Source organism: Neiella litorisoli, from assembly GCF_014773395.1.
GTDB lineage: Bacteria > Pseudomonadota > Gammaproteobacteria > Enterobacterales > Neiellaceae > Neiella > Neiella litorisoli.
The window spans coordinates 45011-60914 of sequence record NZ_JACXAF010000018.1 but is presented as its reverse complement, the minus strand read 5'-3'; the positions used below and the strand labels follow the sequence as shown (position 1 = coordinate 60914).

Genomic DNA, 15904 nt, shown 5'->3' with positions numbered 1-15904 from the left:
GCTGATTAAATGGCTCGAACCACAGTAGCGCAGCGCTTTTTAGACTGCCAACAACTTGCTGAAAAACAATGGCGGCAGCGGTTGGAGCAGCGCTTGGAGCAATTGCTTGAACGGGCGAGGGTAGCGTTTGAGCAGCCATTTGAGCGGCCGACATTGGTGCTAAACCAGCGCGGAACTTGTGCTGGCAGCGCTCGCTTGCAAAGCCAGTTGTTACGGCTGAATCCGGTGTTGCTGGTGGCTGAGCCAGACGTCTTTGTTGAGCAAATCTTGCCACATGAACTGGCTCATTTGCTGGTTCATCAGTTGTACGGTCGCGTTGCCCCTCATGGCGCTGAGTGGCAACAAATGATGGAGTCGGTATTTCAGGTGCCGGCCCGCCGTACTCACCAGCTTGATGTCTCTGAGGTTGAGGGCGACAAGTTTCTTTATCGTTGCGGCTGTCAGCAGCACCAGTTGACCATTCGCCGCCACAATCGAGTGTTGCGCGGCGCTAGCTATCGTTGCCGGGCGTGTGGCGAAGTGTTGCAGTCACTCGCCACCGAGTCCCCTTGATTGGCCTGGTATTAGATTTTCAGCAGGCTGTAGTCCTGCAGTTGCGGGATTTGGCGGTGGGCTTCAAGCTCTAGTTTGTGCAGTTGCTCTGCTTGTTCACAAACCAGTTCGCCGCGCTGTTCAATGGCGTCAGCAGAGGCTTCTACTTTTTGTTCGATGGCCTCGCCCATTTGCTCCATCCGCTGACCAAACGCTTCCATGCGCTCTTCGAAGGAGCCATCACTCGAACTAAAGGCTTCGCCGAGCATGGTAAATACTGATCCCAATCCTTGTTCTACAGAGTTTTCCACCACTCGGCTGAGGCCTTGTTCAATCTCTTGATCAAATTGGTCATTGTTATGCGCCGCTAAATGATAGGTTTGCTCTTCCTTGGAGAAGTAGCGCTCCAGCGTTTCTTTCAGTTGCTCAATGGATTCTTCCAGTTCACGTTGACCATCTTCATTAATGTTGAGGCCTGTCATTACCTCTTGCACTGCGATCATAGCGACTTCCACCGCATCCATGGCCAGATCGACCACTTGCGGTACGAATTCGCGGATGCCTTGCTGGTAGGCCTGATAGGCATCTTGCTGTTCGTGGTTTAGTTCCATCGCGGCGCCGTCGATGTAAAGCCGGTCGGCAGTCATTACTACTGGCGATTTGTCATCAGCCAGCAATTCAATTTTGGTTGGGCTCAAATCCACGCCCATGGTCATGTCGACTGAACACTCATTGTCATGTGCCATGACCGAAGTTGAAAGTAGTGCGGCGGTGGCGAATAGAGCGTTACGCATTGTCATCATCCTTATTAGCAAAAATTGGTAGGTACTGCATGGTTGAGTTAATCCTTAGTCAAACAATGTGCCAAGGTTTATTTTGTTGTTTCTGTTAGGAAATATCTTTCGCTTTTTCAGTGGCTCGTTGCCTGTAGCGCATGATGTGGTGAAATTAACTAATGAGGTGGTGAGAAATATCAGGCGTTGCCTAAAGCAGACAACGCCGGTGTCGTTAGCTTGCCATTTCTTTTTCGAGCGCTGCGGCTAATGCGGGGCGGCGACTATTGCGCTTGCGATAAGCGGCGAGTTTAGGTGGTAACGGCTGCTCAAATTTGACCGCCCAATTGAGCGTATGGGTGAGCAGAATATCGGCAACGGTAAACGAGTCGAACAAGGTTTCTGAATCGGGTAGCTGGGTCTCTAATTCGTTGCAGATTTTGTCAAACTCCCAAGCGGCGATTTCGAGCATTTGTGGTACCCGCTGTGGCTCAGGTAGGGCAAATCGGTGTTTCCCCATGGTCCACAATGGTTGCTCCAGTTCGCTGGTCACCAGTTGAACCCAGCGATGATGTTGCGCTCTATCTTCGATACTTTCGGGAAGCAGTTGGCTGGGACCATAACGCTCGGCAAGGTATAAGCAGATTGCCGCCGATTCAGTCATCACGATGTCGCCATCTTGCAAGGTTGGAATTTTGCCGCAAGGATTGAGTGCCAGATACTCAGCACTGCGATGTTCACCTTTGGCAAAATCCACTTTGTGGTATTGCCAATCCAATCTTAACTCTTCTAACGTCCAACTGACTCTGAGTGAACGACTGCGGGGAATGCCATAGAGAGTAATCATCATTGATTCCTTTAGTTTGGTGATTCAAGTGCCAAATTGTTGTTTTAGCGCTTGAGCTTAATGGCTCAAATTGAAATACTGCCGCGTTAATCGAGACTCTTCAGGATAGAGCCCATGCGCTTAGCCGACCAGATTATCATAGCTGACGATCACCCATTATTTCGTCAGGCATTGATGCTTACTCTTAATGCCGTGCCTGAAATTCAGGGGGTAGAGTGGCTTGAAGCAGATACAGTGGATGTTTTGGAAAAATTGCTGGAAACGTCGGCAGATGCCGATTTACTGGTGCTTGATTTACAGATCCCTGGCGCCCATGGTTTTTCAACCTTAGTGCATGTTCGCTCGCATTTTCCGGACTTGCCGGTGGTAGTGGTGTCGGCCCATGAGGAAGACGAAAATATTCGTCGGGCGATGCAAGCTGGCGCCTGTGGCTTTATTCCAAAGTCGATGGACCCAAACAAGTTGCGCGATGCCATTGTTGCGGTGCTTGAAGGGCAAATGTGGGTGCCTGACCCCAAAATTCTCGAGCAGTCTGGTGATGATGATATCGTCGCTCGGTTGGCATCATTAACCCCGCAGCAGCACCGCATTTTGATGATGTTTGCCGATGGCATGCTGAATAAGCAAATTGCCATTGATTTAAGCGTGTCAGAGGCAACGGTGAAAGCTCATGCGACGGCCATTTTTAAGAAGCTTAATGTTCGCAACCGCACCCAAGCCGTGATTGCTGTGAGCCAGCTCGACTTGGGCCAATTTCAAACCAGCTAGAAGCGATATCAAACTCTCAGCGAGTGCCATTAAGTAAATTCTCAAGACGCCGTGAAATCTTCCCTGATGGCTCTACTGCCGCATCCTTGCGGCAGAAGCTTTCGATTCACTTAATGTCCCTCTTATTCAATCCTCCTGCGCTGAATTTTGCACTGCGCGGATTAGAGGTTGTGGCTAATGTTCGCAGAAGACCTTCCGCAGCAAGGATGCTGCGGTAGAGCGTACATGGATGTATTCACCGCGTGTCTGAAGCGAACATTAGCCACAATCTCGTCTGACGTTAGTATCGAAAAGGCCCTTGATAAAAACACTCTAAATAAGGCAACTCACAACTCAACAGCAGTTGAACTGAGCGACCCTCTTGTTCGGCTAACGTTATCAGCTCTGCTCCAACTCAGCCAATGAGCGCTGAATCATTGCTCGTAACCGCGCAGGTTTCACCATCTTGCGCATAAAGCCGTAACCCCGCGCTTCGGCATCTTGCTGCAGCCCGACTTTGCTGTCGGCGGTAATCAAAATCCCCGGAATGGGGACGCCGCAGATTTGTCGCACCGCATCCATTAATTGCAAGCCGGTCTCGCCCTGATCGAGCTGGTGGTCGACTAGCATAATGGCCACCGGCTCTTCGCAGCTTTCGACCACATCAATCGCCTGAGCAATGCTGTAGGCCGTCAACACATTGGCCTTCCAACTTTCCAGCAGGGCCGCCATACCGTGTAATACCGCCTCATCGTTATCAACGCAAAGCACCGTTCGGCCTTCAATCATTTCAAATCCAGGCCGCCTCACCGGAGCTGCCAGTTGCGCAGCCGCTTGTGTTGGACAAACTCGCGGCACTCGAATTGAAAATGCAGAGCCCTGATTCGGCTGCGACTGCAAGTCAATATCGTGGCCGAGAATACGACAGAAACCCTGAGCAATGTTCAAGCCTAAGCCCAAGCCCTGAGCGGCGACCCGTTTTTGACCCTCAAGGCGGGTAAAAGCCTCAAACACAGTTTGATGCTTATCGGGATCAATGCCCGGGCCGTTATCAATCACTTGGATCAGCATTTCACCCTGACTGCGTCGGCAGCCTAGTAATACCTTGCTGCCGCTGGCATAACGAAAGGCATTGGTTAGCAGGTTCTGCAAGATCCGCCGCAGCAGCTTCAGATCCGAGTGCAACCACATGCTGTTGCTCTGAACTCGAAAATCGATTTGATATTGGGTAGCCAGTGCGGAGAACTCGCGGCTCAAAATATCGAACAAATCTTTCACTGGGAATGACGTTGTCACTGGCTTGATCCGGCCAGATTCAATTCGAGCAACATCGCCCATGTCATTAAGAAGTTCACTGGCCGTGGCCAGCGATTTATTGAGATTGGTGAGCAGATCTCGATGGGAAATGGTTAGATCGCGCTGCTGTCCTAATGCCGAGCTGAACAGGCGGGCGGCCTCTAGCGGTTGCATCAAATCATGGCTGCAGGTGCGTAAGTAATGACTCTTGTTAAAGTTAGCCTGCTCCAACGCACTGTTGGCTTCTTGCAGCGCATGGGTTCGCTCGGTGACGCGGGTTTCCAGCTCCTCGTTCGCTCGCTGCAAGGCATGCTGGGCTTCTCGATAGACTGTGACATCGGAGAACGTCATGACAAAACCACCCGAAGGCATTGGGTTACCGCGGATCAGAATCACCCGATGATCGGGCAGAGTCCGCTCCGAGGTGTGTGATGTACCGCGGCGCAGGTGAGCAACGCGGTTCTGAACTTGCTCTTCAATAGCGCCTTCACCACACAGCCCGCGGGAAATGTTATAGCGAATTAAGTTGGCAATGGGCGTACCCACTTCGACCATGCCATCAGGGTATTGAAACAAATCGAGGTAGCGCTTGTTCCATGCCACCAAGCGTAAATCGGCATCAATCACCGACATCCCTTCGCCGGCATTTTCAATCGCCCCTTGCAGTAAGGTTTGACTGAACTCAATACGCTCAGACGAGGTTTGTTCAACCAATTGCGCAATTTCATCAAGGGCAATGTCGCGGCCTTCCAGCGCAGAGGATAACAGCAACTTGGCTGAGCTGGCGCCCATGACACTGCCAAGCAAGCGTTCGCTATGGGTTAATAAGGTTTGCTGGAAACGAGCCGTCCCGGGTTTGATGTCATGGTTGCGCATGCTGCGCTCAAACTGTCGAAAAGTGGAATCGGCGCGGCGATCGCCGACAAAACGTGCCGCCAGGGCTTTCATCTCAGTGACGCTGATTTGGCTAATACGGCGCGGTAGCTGGCTTTCGGGATTATGACGCTCTTGAAACTGACCTGCCTGAATGCGCTCAACGACGGTTGGTCTGGCCCAGCTGCTACCAAACCATAAACCGAACACATTACTGCCAAGGCTGAATAAGGTGCCAGCGGTGATCGCCGAGATGCCATCAATCTCTAACCAAGGTGGCACCGACAGGACGCCAAAGTGGGGGAATACGACCCACAACAACCAGTTTGTTGCGCCGAGCAATAAGCCAAGGGCGACGCCGATGCGGTTGGCCCAGCGCCAGTAAAATGCGGCTAGTAAGCCTGGCGCTAATTGCGCAATGGCGGCGAATGCAATTTCACCGAGGCTGCTGAGGGTATCTGGCGGCGCCAGCAGAAAAGCGGTGTAGCCGAGGATGATCACCAACACAATCAGGCCGCGACGAATAAAAAGCACGCGCTGGTTAAAATCATCAAAGGTGCGCGCGCGCTGATCAAAGCCACGTTTGAACATCAACGGCAGGAAGATTTCATTGCTGACCATGGTCGCCAGCGCAATGCTAGACACAATGACCATCGAACTGGCAGCTGATAACGCCCCCAGAAATGCCAGTACCGAAAGCCATTCATAGCCTTGGTGTTGTGGCAGCATTAATACGTAAGCGTCCGGATCAACCTGTTGTCCCAACATGAGATAACCGGCAACCCCAAGTGGTGCGGCAAACAGGGCAAAGACCAGCAAGTAAAGTGGGAACAACCAGCGTGATGTTTTTGCTTCTTCGGCACCTCGGCTTTCCACCACCATGACGTGGAACTGGCGTGGTAAACATAAGAAGGCGGCCGCAACGACAATGGTGGAGCCAAGCATGGCGGGCATACTGGGCCAACCGATTTGTTGCTCTGACATGCCGGCTTCAGCTGCCGACTGCCACAACTCGATAGGGGATGAGAAAAACACAAAACAGACCACCAAGCCAACCAGCAAAAAGGCCAGTACTTTGACGATGGACTCGAAGGCAATGGCCAGCATAATGCCAGGATGACGCTCGGTCATATCGACCGTGCGGATGCCGAACAACATAGTAAATATCGCCAGCACCAGAGCAATCATAAAGCCTAATTCAGCATCGCTGAACGTGGTTGGGCTCATCAATTGCACGCTGTAAACGATGGCTTTAATTTGCAGCGCCAAATAAGGCATGGTGCCAATCAGCGCGACCAAGGTCACGCTCAACGCTAAGCCTTGCGATTTACCAAAACGAGATGCAATTAAATCGGCAATCGAGGTCAGCTGCAGTTTGTGGCTGACTCGCATCATGCGTTGAATTAATGGCCAAGCGAATAGAAACAGGGCGATGGGGCCGAGGTAAATCGGCAGGTGTGAAAAACTTGCCGAAGAAGCTTGTGCCGAGGTGCCCAGAAAGCTCCACGATGAGCAGTAGACCCCCAGTGAAAGGCCGTAGATCCAAGGACGGATCCGAGCACTGAGCTGAAACTTTTGCTGATCACCAAACCAGGCCAACAAAAACAACAGGCCGATGTAGCCAAAACTGATCACAATCAGTTGCCATTGGGTCAGCATAACTTACTCAATCCTAAGCTCTAATTCGTTGCTCCAGACCTTGGCATTGAAGCGTTGCAGCGTCAAGCCAATTGCACGACATCGGCAAGACGACTCACAGATGTTTGGTGGGCCTGCTGTGCCATCAGTAACTCGGCGCAAGCAATGGCATCACCAAGAGCCTGATGGCCCGACGACAATGGCAAACCATAGTGTTGCCGACAATGATGTAAACGGAGCCGGTGCAAAGGTACGTTGGGAGCGGTGCGTTCTTGTCGGCGTTTTTCAATTTGTTGAGTGTCGATCACGAGTAGCGGCAGTCGTGTGCCAAAGCAGCTGACAAAGGCTTGCTGCAAAAATGCTGCGTCCAGCGGTGCATGGTGGCACAACAATACTCGTCCGCACATTGCTGCAACTAATTGATTCATCGCCTCAGATAAGGGCTGCGCAGCGGCTAAATCGGCATCGGTGAGATGGTGAATAATGGCGCTATCACCCACGCTTCCTGCTACTTGGATCAGGTGTTGGTGCGCCGTACCCAGTGCAATACTCAAGTTATCGGTCGCGACATAACCAAGGGAGACAATTTGATGACGCTTGGCGTCAAGGCCGGTCAGCTCCAAATCAAGCGCCAGTATCTGACTTTGCGATAAGGGTTGGTCAAAGCGCCTTGGCAGTGCATTCAAATACTCGGATAGGACTGGATTGGGCGTTTTGATTAGCGCTCGACGTGCTTTGGCGATCTGGCGATTGAGACGAAATTGCAGCCACATCTAACCGCGCCCTCCGGAAAATTTCACCAGCACCGCTTGTTGCGCTTGTTCAATGAGGGCAAAACATTCTTTCAGCTGATGACGCTGCAAATCGGTCAGTTGCTGTGGTTTGAGTAATGTTTGTTGCTGTTGATTTAATGTCAGGCGCAAGCCGAGCAAAAATTGCCAGCATTCAATCAGGTTATTGGTATCTGTGGTGCTCAATTTGCCATCGACTTGGGCTGCTTTTAGCCTCGCTGCGACGCCGGCTTCATCTGCGGCGGCGGCCAAGCCATAAACCCTGCTGATCTCTACTAAAGGCGCGAGTGCTCGCTTTTTCAGTTCGATGCCTTTCGAGCCTTGACCGTCACGCTCCAGAATGAGTCGGCCAAACAGACCAATCGGTGGTTTTTGGGCGGTGGCATTGCGGGCCAAAGCGGCAAGAAAAATTTGGTCTTGTTGGCACAGCGACTTGAGCTGATTGTGCAGTTGTTCGGCCAGTCCATGGGGATCGGTAATCGCACGAAAATCAAAGAAAATACTGGCGTTGAGCAATGCTTGAGGATCGCTACTTTGCAACCAGCGTCTAAACTGCGCCAGCCATTCTAACCGCGCCATCCGGTACTGCTCATTGCTGGCCATGATATTGCCCGGACAAGTGACAAAGCCACAGCGGTCGAGACTTTGGCAAACCCGCTCAGCCAGCTGTTGGAAGTAGACTTCGTGCTCGTGAGTCGGTGGTTCAGCCAACAGCAGGCCGTTGTCTTGATCGCTGCTGGCCGACATATCTTGCCGCGCCTGAGAGCCAAAACACAACCACGCATAGGCTTGCGGCGGTGGCCCTAATTCCGCTTCGGCAAGCACCAGCAACCGGCGGCAAGCGATATCGGCAACCAAGGTGATCAGCTGACTAATGCGATCACTGCGCATGCCTTGACGCAACATGGTGTCAATTAACGCCGGTAACTGCTGGCAACACTGTTCGACGTCTTGGGGACTATTCTGGCGGGCGATTTCACCAACTAAATAGAGTGGATTGGCTTGTGCCAGAGCCAGCAGATCAGTACTGGAAATCAAACCGATAATGGTGTCGCCATCGGTGACGGGTAAATGGTGAATTTGTTGCGCTGACATGGTCAACAGCGCATCAATGACGCTGGCATCTTGTTCTATGGTATGCACCGGATGCGTCATTACTTCATCGACCAAAATGTCGGGCGATAAGCCCGCGGCCAGCACTCTGCTGCGTAAATCACGATCGGTCAGCATGCCAAATAGACGGTCATCTCGCATCACCACCAAAGCCGACACCCGCTCTTGGGTCATCCGCTTAGCGGCCTGAACGATGCTGGCATCGGGTTTAATGGAAACTAACTGACGTTTGAGTAAGTCACCAATAGGCGCTTGCAATGATGGTGTTGCATTGGACTTTTCCAGCGCCAAATAACGTTTGTCTGATTGCTCTAAGAAACGACCGATGGCCTGATATTGTTGAGCCAACTCGGCAATGGCAGCGTGCTCAAAGGAATAAACTAAGGCGTCTTGCAACACTTGTAGTGAGCTGCCTGCGGGATGGCCGGGTAAAGGCTGGCCGAAGCAGCCGCCGGTATCAATATGGTCGACAATTTGCTGATTTTTCATCAGCTGGACGACACCACTTCGCAGCCAATGAAGTTGGGATGACTGCAGCAAGTCACTGGTTTGATTGCGAGCAAGGTAGCGAATGTGAAGGTGGTTGCATAAATCGGTTAACGCCGCTTCCGGAAGTTCCGAAAACGGCGCTGTTTGAGCAAGAAAAGTCAGAACATCAGGAAGTTGTGCGTCATCCATTTTTCTGACCCTCTTTTTTGTTGTGATAGCCAACTGCCACATCCATGTGGCAGATGCTCGGGGGGGTTAATGATCGTGAGCTTCACCCGCGCCTTTCGGGAAGCGAATGGACTCAACCATGTCCTGCACATCTTCAGGCACCGGCGCAGTCACCTTGCTCACCGCAATGGACACTACAAAGTTCACAATCATACCCAGCGTACCGATACCTTCTGGTGAGATACCAAACCACCAGTTTTCAGGCACGTTGCCTGCTGGGTTAATGAACTTAAAGTAGATGATGTATGCGGCGGTAAAGGTGATCCCTGACAACATACCGGCAATGGCGCCTTCTTTATTCATGGTCTTAGAGAAGATGCCAAGAATAATTGCCGGGAAGAAGGAGCTGGCTGCCAAGCCAAAGGCGAATGCCACCACCTGAGCAACGAATCCCGGCGGATTAATACCGAAGTAGCCGGCCACACAAATCGCAGCCGCAGCGGCCAGTCGGGCGGCGAGTAGCTCCTGTTTATCAGAGATATTGGGGGCAAAGTTTCGTTTCAACAAGTCGTGAGAGATAGCGGTTGAAATCACCAGCAGCAGACCCGCAGCGGTTGACAGTGCGGCGGCAACGCCACCAGCTGCAACCAAGGCAATCACCCAATTCGGCAGGTTAGCAATTTCAGGGTTGGCAAGCACCATGATGTCGCGGTCAATCTTCATTTCATTACGCTCATCAGCAGCGTAGAACATACGACCGTCGTTATTCTTGTCTTCCCACTTGATCAGACCGGTTTCTTCCCAGTTCTTCACCCAACTTGGTGCTTCTTCATATTGAGTGCCTTGCATATCGGTGCCGTTGATGGTGTCAATCATATTGACTCGGGCAAACGCCGCGATGGCAGGTGCAGTGGTGTAGAGAATGGCAATGAATACCAATGCCCAGCCCGCTGAGATCCGCGCATCACGTACTTTGGGTACAGTGAAGAAACGCACAATAACGTGTGGTAATCCGGCGGTTCCCACCATCAAGGCTGCGGTAATAAAGAACACGTCAATGGTCGCCTTGGAGCCATCGGTATAGGCGGCAAAGCCAAGTTCGGTCGACAAGCCGTCAAGTTTGTCCATCAAATAGACCCCAGGCTCACTGACAAGCTCGCTGCCCAAACCGATTTGAGGGAATACCGTGCCGGTCATCATGATGGAGATGAACACCGCAGGTACCAGATAAGCAAAAATCAGTACGCAGTACTGCGCCACCTGAGTGTAGGTGATGCCTTTCATGCCACCGAGTACGGCGTAGAAGAACACAATCGCCATGCCGATGACCACGCCCCATTCAATATCGACTTCAAGGAAGCGGCTGAACACCACGCCAACGCCGCGCATCTGACCGGCAACGTAGGTGAATGACACGAAGATGGCACAGAACACGGCAACGGTTCGCGCCGCTTGCGAGTAGTAACGATCACCAACAAAATCGGGCACGGTGAATTTGCCGAATTTACGCAAGTATGGCGCCAGACAAAGGGCCAGCAACACGTAACCGCCGGTCCACCCCATCAGGTAAACACCACCGTCGTAACCCATGAACGAAATCAAGCCAGCCATCGAAATGAACGATGCCGCACTCATCCAGTCAGCTGCCGTGGCCATACCGTTGGCAACGGGGTGAACACCACCGCCAGCCACATAAAACTCTTTGGTAGAACCGGCTCTGGCCCAAATCGCAATACCGATGTAAAGAGCAAATGATGCCCCCACAATCAGGAAGGTAAGTGTTTGGATATCCATGATTATTCCTCCCTGACGCCGAATTTCTGATCGAGCTTATTCATCTGCCAGACGTAGACGAAAATCAGGGCGACAAAGATATATATCGAGCCTTGCTGAGCAAACCAGAAGCCTAGTTTGACGCCACCAAGGCGGATCACGTTGAGTGGTTCAGCCAACAAAATGCCGAGTCCGAAGGAGGCCACGAACCAGATCACGAGCAACGTCAACATCAGACGAAGGTTCGCTTTCCAGTACTCTTTGGCCAGTTGTTCATTTTCGAAAGCCATGGGTTTTTTCCCTTGTTTGTGTATTTGAGGACCGTCATTGAGCACCTGATCTCAACGTCCCAAACACCCCGGAGATCAACTGGCTTTGTCGGCCTGAAAATCAACCTAGAAAGGGTTCACCAATTTAGAAAGTCGACTTTAGTCTAAATAAAAACGTTTTGAGACCAAGCTCTTAGTGCTATGTCACAAATTCATTTTGGTTAGACCAAAGTCCAATGGTTGTTTGTTTTTTGGCCATCTAGCTTTTTCTGGCAACGCAACTCATCGCCCGATTTTGTTCTCCGTTGAGGATTGATCGGGGCGGTACATAATAAGTCAAACTGGAGAAAACCCTCATGGCTGATAACTCGATTGAGAAGTCGTCAGAAATTTACCACCCAAGCGCAGAAGTCGTCGCCAATGCCAACGTTCCTGAGTACGAGCAGCTGTACCAGTATTCGTGTGAAAACCGGGAGCAATTCTGGGCCGAGCAGGCCGATCATCTTCGTTGGTACAAGAAATGGGACAAAGTCCTCGACGACAGCAACAAACCGTTTTACAAGTGGTTCACTGGCGCCAATTTCAACATTGTCCACAACGCCATTGACCGTCATTTAGAAGACGCCACCCGCAACAAACTGGCCATCATCTGGGAGAGTGAAGCCGGTGCAGTGCGCTCGTTTTCGTATCACGCACTTAACCGCGAAGTCAGCAAGTTCGCCAACACCTTAAAAAGTATGGGCGTCAAAAAAGGCGAAGTGGTCACCATCTACATGCCGCAGGTGCCAGAGCTGGTTTTTGCCATGCTGGCCTGTGCCAAAATTGGCGCCGTTCATTCAGTGGTTTATGGTGGTTTCTCCTACGAGGCATTGGCGGCGCGTATTGAAGATGCCCACAGTCGCGTATTGATTACGGCCGATGGCGGCTTCCGTCGCGGTAAGCCGATTGACCTCAAATCCATTGCCAATGAAGCAATGAAGCGCAGCCCAACCATTGAGGTCTGTATCACCGTTCGCAACAACGGTCTTGATGTCGAAATGGAGTCGGAGCGCGACTTCTGGTATCACGATTTGCAATCGTTGCCGGTCGCCAGCAACAAGTGCGAAACCGAAGTGCTGGACTCTGAAGATCCGCTGTTCATCCTCTACACATCAGGTACCACGGGCAAACCGAAAGGGATGCTCCACACTCACGCTGGCTATGCGGTTTATACCTCAACCACTCACCGCTGTTTGTTCGATGTCAAACCGGAAGACCGTTGGTGGTGTGCGGCCGACCCAGGTTGGATCACCGGTCACAGCTATCTGGTGTATTCGCCGCTGATTAACGGGGCCACTATCGTCATGTACGAAGGGGCACCGAACTATCCGTATCCCAATCGCTTGTGGCAAATGGTCGAAAAATATGGCGTTAACCTGTTCTACACCTCGCCAACAGCAATCCGTGGCTTGATGCGCTTTGGTGAGCGCTGGCCACAGCGTCATGATCTGAGCAGTTTGCGGATCTTAGGTTCGGTTGGTGAGCCAATTAACCCTGAAGCTTGGAAGTGGTATTACGAGGTTATCGGCGATAGCAAGTGCCCGATTATTGATACTTGGTGGCAAACCGAAACTGGTGGTGTGATGATTGCGCCGTTGCCAATTACGCCACTGAAACCGGGCTCTTGTACCAAGCCATTCTTTGGTAATGAAGTGGCGGTGGTCGATGATGAAGGCAACGAAGTGCCAGCCGGTGAAGAAGGTAAGCTGGTGATTAAAAATCCTTGGCCAGGTATGGCGCGGACCATTTACGGCGATGATGAGCGGTATGCCTCGCTGTATTGGGGCGACTATGGCGACAAGGAATACTACAAGGCGGGCGATTCCGCCAAGGTCGATGAAGATGGTTATGTCTGGGTGATTGGCCGGATGGACGAAGTGTTGAAGGTATCCGGTTATCGTCTGGGCACAGCAGAAATCGAGAGCGCGTTGGTCAGCCACCAAGCTGTATCGGAAGCCGCCGCAATCGGTTTGCCACACGAAGTGAAAGGTAATGCCATTCACACCTATGCCATTTTGCGTGATGGTTTGGTTGGTGACAAAGCTCTTGAGCAGGAGCTTAAAGAGCATGTCGCCAAAGAGCTGGGCAAAATTGCACAACCCGAAGATGTGCAATTTGTTGAGTCTCTACCCAAAACGCGCAGTGGCAAAATTATGCGACGGGTTCTAAGAGCACGCGCCCTCGGCCAGGATGAGGGTGATTTGAGTACGCTCGAAGAATAAACCGACTTTATCCCCCGACTTTTTTAAACGGCCTAAATGAGGTCGGGGGATCGCTTTACCTAAAAACAGTCGAAAGTGTGCTGATTCAACGGGGGAATGTTTCATTCAGCGAACCGGCACAATAGCTGTACGGCTGCATCAGACAGCAATGAGAGGCGAATGAACCATGCGTTCGAACAAACTATTGAAACATACTCTAGCGACCACCATGCTTGCGGCGATGGTGCCAATGACGGCAACAGCGGCGGTGGAAATCGGCACCGTTGAAGATGCCATCAAGAAAACTAAATTGAGCTTCGGCGGCTTTATTAAAGTCGATAGCTTCTGGAGTGATTACAGTGACGGCAAGCTGGCGAGCAATAACATTGGTCGTCAGTTTTATGTCCCTTCAACCATTCCTGTGTGCAGTGGCGAGTGCGACAGCGGCGATGCCCAGTTTGATGCCCATGCCCGCACCACTCGATTCAACTTCGGCAGCACCACCCAATATGGTGATCACACCATTAAAACCTTTCTGGAAATGGACTTTGCTGCGACCCCCAATGGTAACGAGCGAGTATCCAATAGTTACAGCCCGCGGATGCGCCATGCCTTTATCCAGTTTGACAATGTGTTAGTGGGGCAAACTTGGAGTACCTTCCAGAATACCGGTGCGCTGGTCGAAAGTATGGATTTCATTGGTGTTTCCGAAGGTACCATCTTTGAGCGCCAAACCCAGATTAGATACACAATGGGTAGCTGGCAGTTTGCGCTGGAAAACCCAGAAACAACCATTACCCCTTATGGCGGCGGTTCACGTATTTCGGTGGATGACAGCAGCATTCCAGATGCTGTGGTGCGTTATAACCATAAAGCCGATTGGGGCCATTTAGCCCTTGCCGGCCTATTCCGTAATTTAGACGACGGTGATGAAACGGAAACCGCCTATGGCGTGAGCGCATCAGGTAAGGTCATGGTGGGTGATAAAAACGACATTCGCTTTATGGCTAATTATGGCTCAGGCCTGGGCCGCTATGTTGGTTTGAACGCCATCAATGGCGCGGTTTACACCGAAAATGGCGATCTCGAGGCCATTGATACCGTCAGTGGTTTTGTCGGGTATCGTCACTGGTGGAGTGACAAATGGCGCTCTAACATCTTTGTTTCGGCGATTAGTGCCGATAACGACACCAAGCTGACCGGCGAGGGAGTGACTAAGCAAGTGGTCTCTGGCCATCTTAACTTGGTGTATTCACCGATCCCGCCGCTAAGCTTCGGGGTGGAATATTTTTACGCGGAGCGCGAGATTGAAAGTGGCGAAACCGGCGATATGAATCGTCTGATCTTCTCCGCGAAGTACGCTTTATAAATTCAAGTTGGTTCCTAAGCGCCACGGCACAGGTGGCGCAGCCCCATCGATGTAGTTGCGTTTTTCCCGGCTTAGGGCAGCCGGGATTTTTTATGCGTTGTCTAAATGGAATGAGCTAACGTTGCTGCATTGGTTATTGACGACTATGGTTTATGGAGCACTTTAAGACGCTGGATTAAGGACAATCCTAATGTTTAAAGAAACGTATCAACTGCTCTACAGACGAAGCAAATGGCTTTATCTGTACCATGTTTTTTTCGCCACCCTCGGTGTTTTCTATTTCATTTCCATGCTGTTCGACTTTGAGCTTGAGCCGATTTGGAGCCTGTCTATGTCCGTCATGTTGAGTATTACCACGATGTTGGCCATTGCCGCCACCGTGATTCAAGCGAACAGCTCCTCAAAAAACACTGATGGTCAGTGATGACTTGTTATATTCAAAAAAGGTAATTCATTATGCATCGACAATTCTCTGTCTGTTTTTTGCTACTGAGCTTGATGACCGCTTGTGGTGTGGAGGAACCTGCGGCTCCCAAAGCGCTCGGCGCCGATCGCGACGAACACGGCTGTATTGGCTCAGCTGGCTATCAATGGTGTGCTCGTACTAAGCAATGCGAACGGCCGTGGGAGCTCGCCGAAAAACAGACGTTTGATAACACAGCAAAGGCCTTTGCTCAGTATTGTGGCAATGAGCCCTAGGCCAATACAGCGTCGCTTATCAGACTATAGTGCTTTGATTGCGAAGGTTGTTTGGCAAACTCTGATAGAGTTGTACCACTAGGCAAGTGTTCGGATGAACTTAATGGATGATGTGCAACTCTCTAGGACGTATCAGAGTGTCAATTTTATTGTCTACACGCTGATCGCAATCTACCCCGCTAATCCTGCTTAATATTGAAGTTGATACAAGGCGCTGAACTTTTTAGTTAAGCGGTTCTTCTCGATTGCCAATATCTTCCCTTCTATTTTTGATGACGTGATCGCCTG

The 15904-nt window shown here is 51.3% G+C and carries 13 protein-coding genes; 6 read left to right on the top strand and 7 right to left on the bottom strand.

Features of this window, described 5'->3' with window-relative positions; translation table 11 throughout:
* The first annotated feature begins 9 nt into the window (after positions 1-9).
* Positions 10-552: a SprT family zinc-dependent metalloprotease gene (locus tag IC617_RS13620; RefSeq protein WP_191145539.1), complete on the top strand. Its 543-nt coding sequence runs from the start codon at positions 10-12 to the stop codon at positions 550-552.
* Positions 553-563: 11 nt separating this feature from the next.
* Here IC617_RS13620 and IC617_RS13615 read toward each other — a convergent pair whose 3' ends face one another.
* Complete coding sequence (locus tag IC617_RS13615; RefSeq protein ID WP_191145538.1) at positions 564-1325, bottom strand: DUF2884 family protein; 762 nt, start codon at positions 1323-1325, stop codon at positions 564-566.
* A 214-nt stretch (positions 1326-1539) separates the two neighbouring features.
* Positions 1540-2151, bottom strand: a complete 612-nt coding sequence (locus IC617_RS13610; protein ID WP_191145582.1) for a glutathione S-transferase family protein — start codon at positions 2149-2151, stop codon at positions 1540-1542.
* 114 nt (positions 2152-2265) lie between these two features.
* On the opposite strand from IC617_RS13610, the gene IC617_RS13605 reads away from it, so the two are divergent.
* Positions 2266-2919 carry a response regulator gene (locus tag IC617_RS13605; RefSeq protein WP_191145537.1) on the top strand — a complete coding sequence of 218 codons (654 nt, stop codon included), beginning with the start codon at positions 2266-2268 and terminating at the stop codon, positions 2917-2919.
* Positions 2920-3297: 378 nt separating this feature from the next.
* Here the strand turns inward: IC617_RS13605 and IC617_RS13600 are convergent, their stop codons facing one another.
* The 5 genes from IC617_RS13600 to IC617_RS13580 form a co-directional block, all read right to left on the bottom strand.
* A complete protein-coding gene (locus IC617_RS13600; protein WP_191145536.1) occupies positions 3298-6726 on the bottom strand; it encodes a hybrid sensor histidine kinase/response regulator in 3429 nt (1142 codons plus the stop codon).
* Positions 6727-6788: 62 nt separating this feature from the next.
* The gene (locus tag IC617_RS13595) at positions 6789-7478 is read right to left on the bottom strand and encodes an exonuclease domain-containing protein (RefSeq protein ID WP_191145535.1); all 690 of its coding nucleotides are present in this window, start codon (positions 7476-7478) and stop codon (positions 6789-6791) included.
* Positions 7479-9287 (bottom strand): DUF294 nucleotidyltransferase-like domain-containing protein, encoded by a 1809-nt coding sequence (locus IC617_RS13590; RefSeq protein WP_191145534.1) that lies wholly within the window; start codon positions 9285-9287, stop codon positions 7479-7481.
* A 66-nt stretch (positions 9288-9353) separates the two neighbouring features.
* Positions 9354-11060, bottom strand: coding sequence for a sodium:solute symporter family protein (locus IC617_RS13585; RefSeq protein ID WP_191145533.1), 1707 nt, complete (start codon positions 11058-11060; stop codon positions 9354-9356).
* Positions 11061-11062: 2 nt separating this feature from the next.
* A complete protein-coding gene (locus tag IC617_RS13580; protein WP_191145532.1) occupies positions 11063-11329 on the bottom strand; it encodes a DUF4212 domain-containing protein in 267 nt (88 codons plus the stop codon).
* Positions 11330-11664: 335 nt separating this feature from the next.
* Here IC617_RS13580 and acs point away from each other — a divergent pair, with 335 nt between their 5' ends.
* The 4 genes from acs (at position 11665) to IC617_RS13560 (ending at position 15616) form a co-directional block, all read left to right on the top strand.
* The gene (gene acs, locus IC617_RS13575; protein WP_191145531.1) at positions 11665-13569 is read left to right on the top strand and encodes an acetate--CoA ligase; all 1905 of its coding nucleotides are present in this window, start codon (positions 11665-11667) and stop codon (positions 13567-13569) included.
* Positions 13570-13735: 166 nt separating this feature from the next.
* Complete coding sequence (locus IC617_RS13570) at positions 13736-14917, top strand: DcaP family trimeric outer membrane transporter (RefSeq protein WP_191145530.1); 1182 nt, start codon at positions 13736-13738, stop codon at positions 14915-14917.
* A 190-nt stretch (positions 14918-15107) separates the two neighbouring features.
* Entirely contained in the window at positions 15108-15341 is a 234-nt protein-coding gene (locus tag IC617_RS13565; protein ID WP_191145529.1) for a hypothetical protein, read from the top strand.
* 32 nt (positions 15342-15373) lie between these two features.
* Positions 15374-15616, top strand: coding sequence for a hypothetical protein (locus IC617_RS13560; protein ID WP_224746007.1), 243 nt, complete (start codon positions 15374-15376; stop codon positions 15614-15616).
* The last annotated feature ends 288 nt before the right edge of the window (positions 15617-15904 follow it).

Bases quoted from the DNA above. Each gene is read 5' to 3' on its own strand.
- acs (WP_191145531.1), top strand. From the start codon at position 11,665: ATGGCTGATAACTCGATTGAGAAGTCGTCAGAAATTTACCACCCAAGC.
- IC617_RS13590 (WP_191145534.1), bottom strand. From the start codon at position 9,287: ATGGATGACGCACAACTTCCTGATGTTCTGACTTTTCTTGCTCAAACA.
- IC617_RS13560 (WP_224746007.1), top strand. From the start codon at position 15,374: ATGCATCGACAATTCTCTGTCTGTTTTTTGCTACTGAGCTTGATGACC.
- IC617_RS13605 (WP_191145537.1), top strand. From the start codon at position 2,266: ATGCGCTTAGCCGACCAGATTATCATAGCTGACGATCACCCATTATTT.
- IC617_RS13610 (WP_191145582.1), bottom strand. From the start codon at position 2,151: ATGATTACTCTCTATGGCATTCCCCGCAGTCGTTCACTCAGAGTCAGT.
- IC617_RS13565 (WP_191145529.1), top strand. From the start codon at position 15,108: ATGTTTAAAGAAACGTATCAACTGCTCTACAGACGAAGCAAATGGCTT.
- IC617_RS13585 (WP_191145533.1), bottom strand. From the start codon at position 11,060: ATGGATATCCAAACACTTACCTTCCTGATTGTGGGGGCATCATTTGCT.
- IC617_RS13615 (WP_191145538.1), bottom strand. From the start codon at position 1,325: ATGCGTAACGCTCTATTCGCCACCGCCGCACTACTTTCAACTTCGGTC.
- IC617_RS13620 (WP_191145539.1), top strand. From the start codon at position 10: ATGGCTCGAACCACAGTAGCGCAGCGCTTTTTAGACTGCCAACAACTT.
- IC617_RS13570 (WP_191145530.1), top strand. From the start codon at position 13,736: ATGCGTTCGAACAAACTATTGAAACATACTCTAGCGACCACCATGCTT.
- IC617_RS13600 (WP_191145536.1), bottom strand. From the start codon at position 6,726: ATGCTGACCCAATGGCAACTGATTGTGATCAGTTTTGGCTACATCGGC.
- IC617_RS13595 (WP_191145535.1), bottom strand. From the start codon at position 7,478: ATGTGGCTGCAATTTCGTCTCAATCGCCAGATCGCCAAAGCACGTCGA.
- IC617_RS13580 (WP_191145532.1), bottom strand. From the start codon at position 11,329: ATGGCTTTCGAAAATGAACAACTGGCCAAAGAGTACTGGAAAGCGAAC.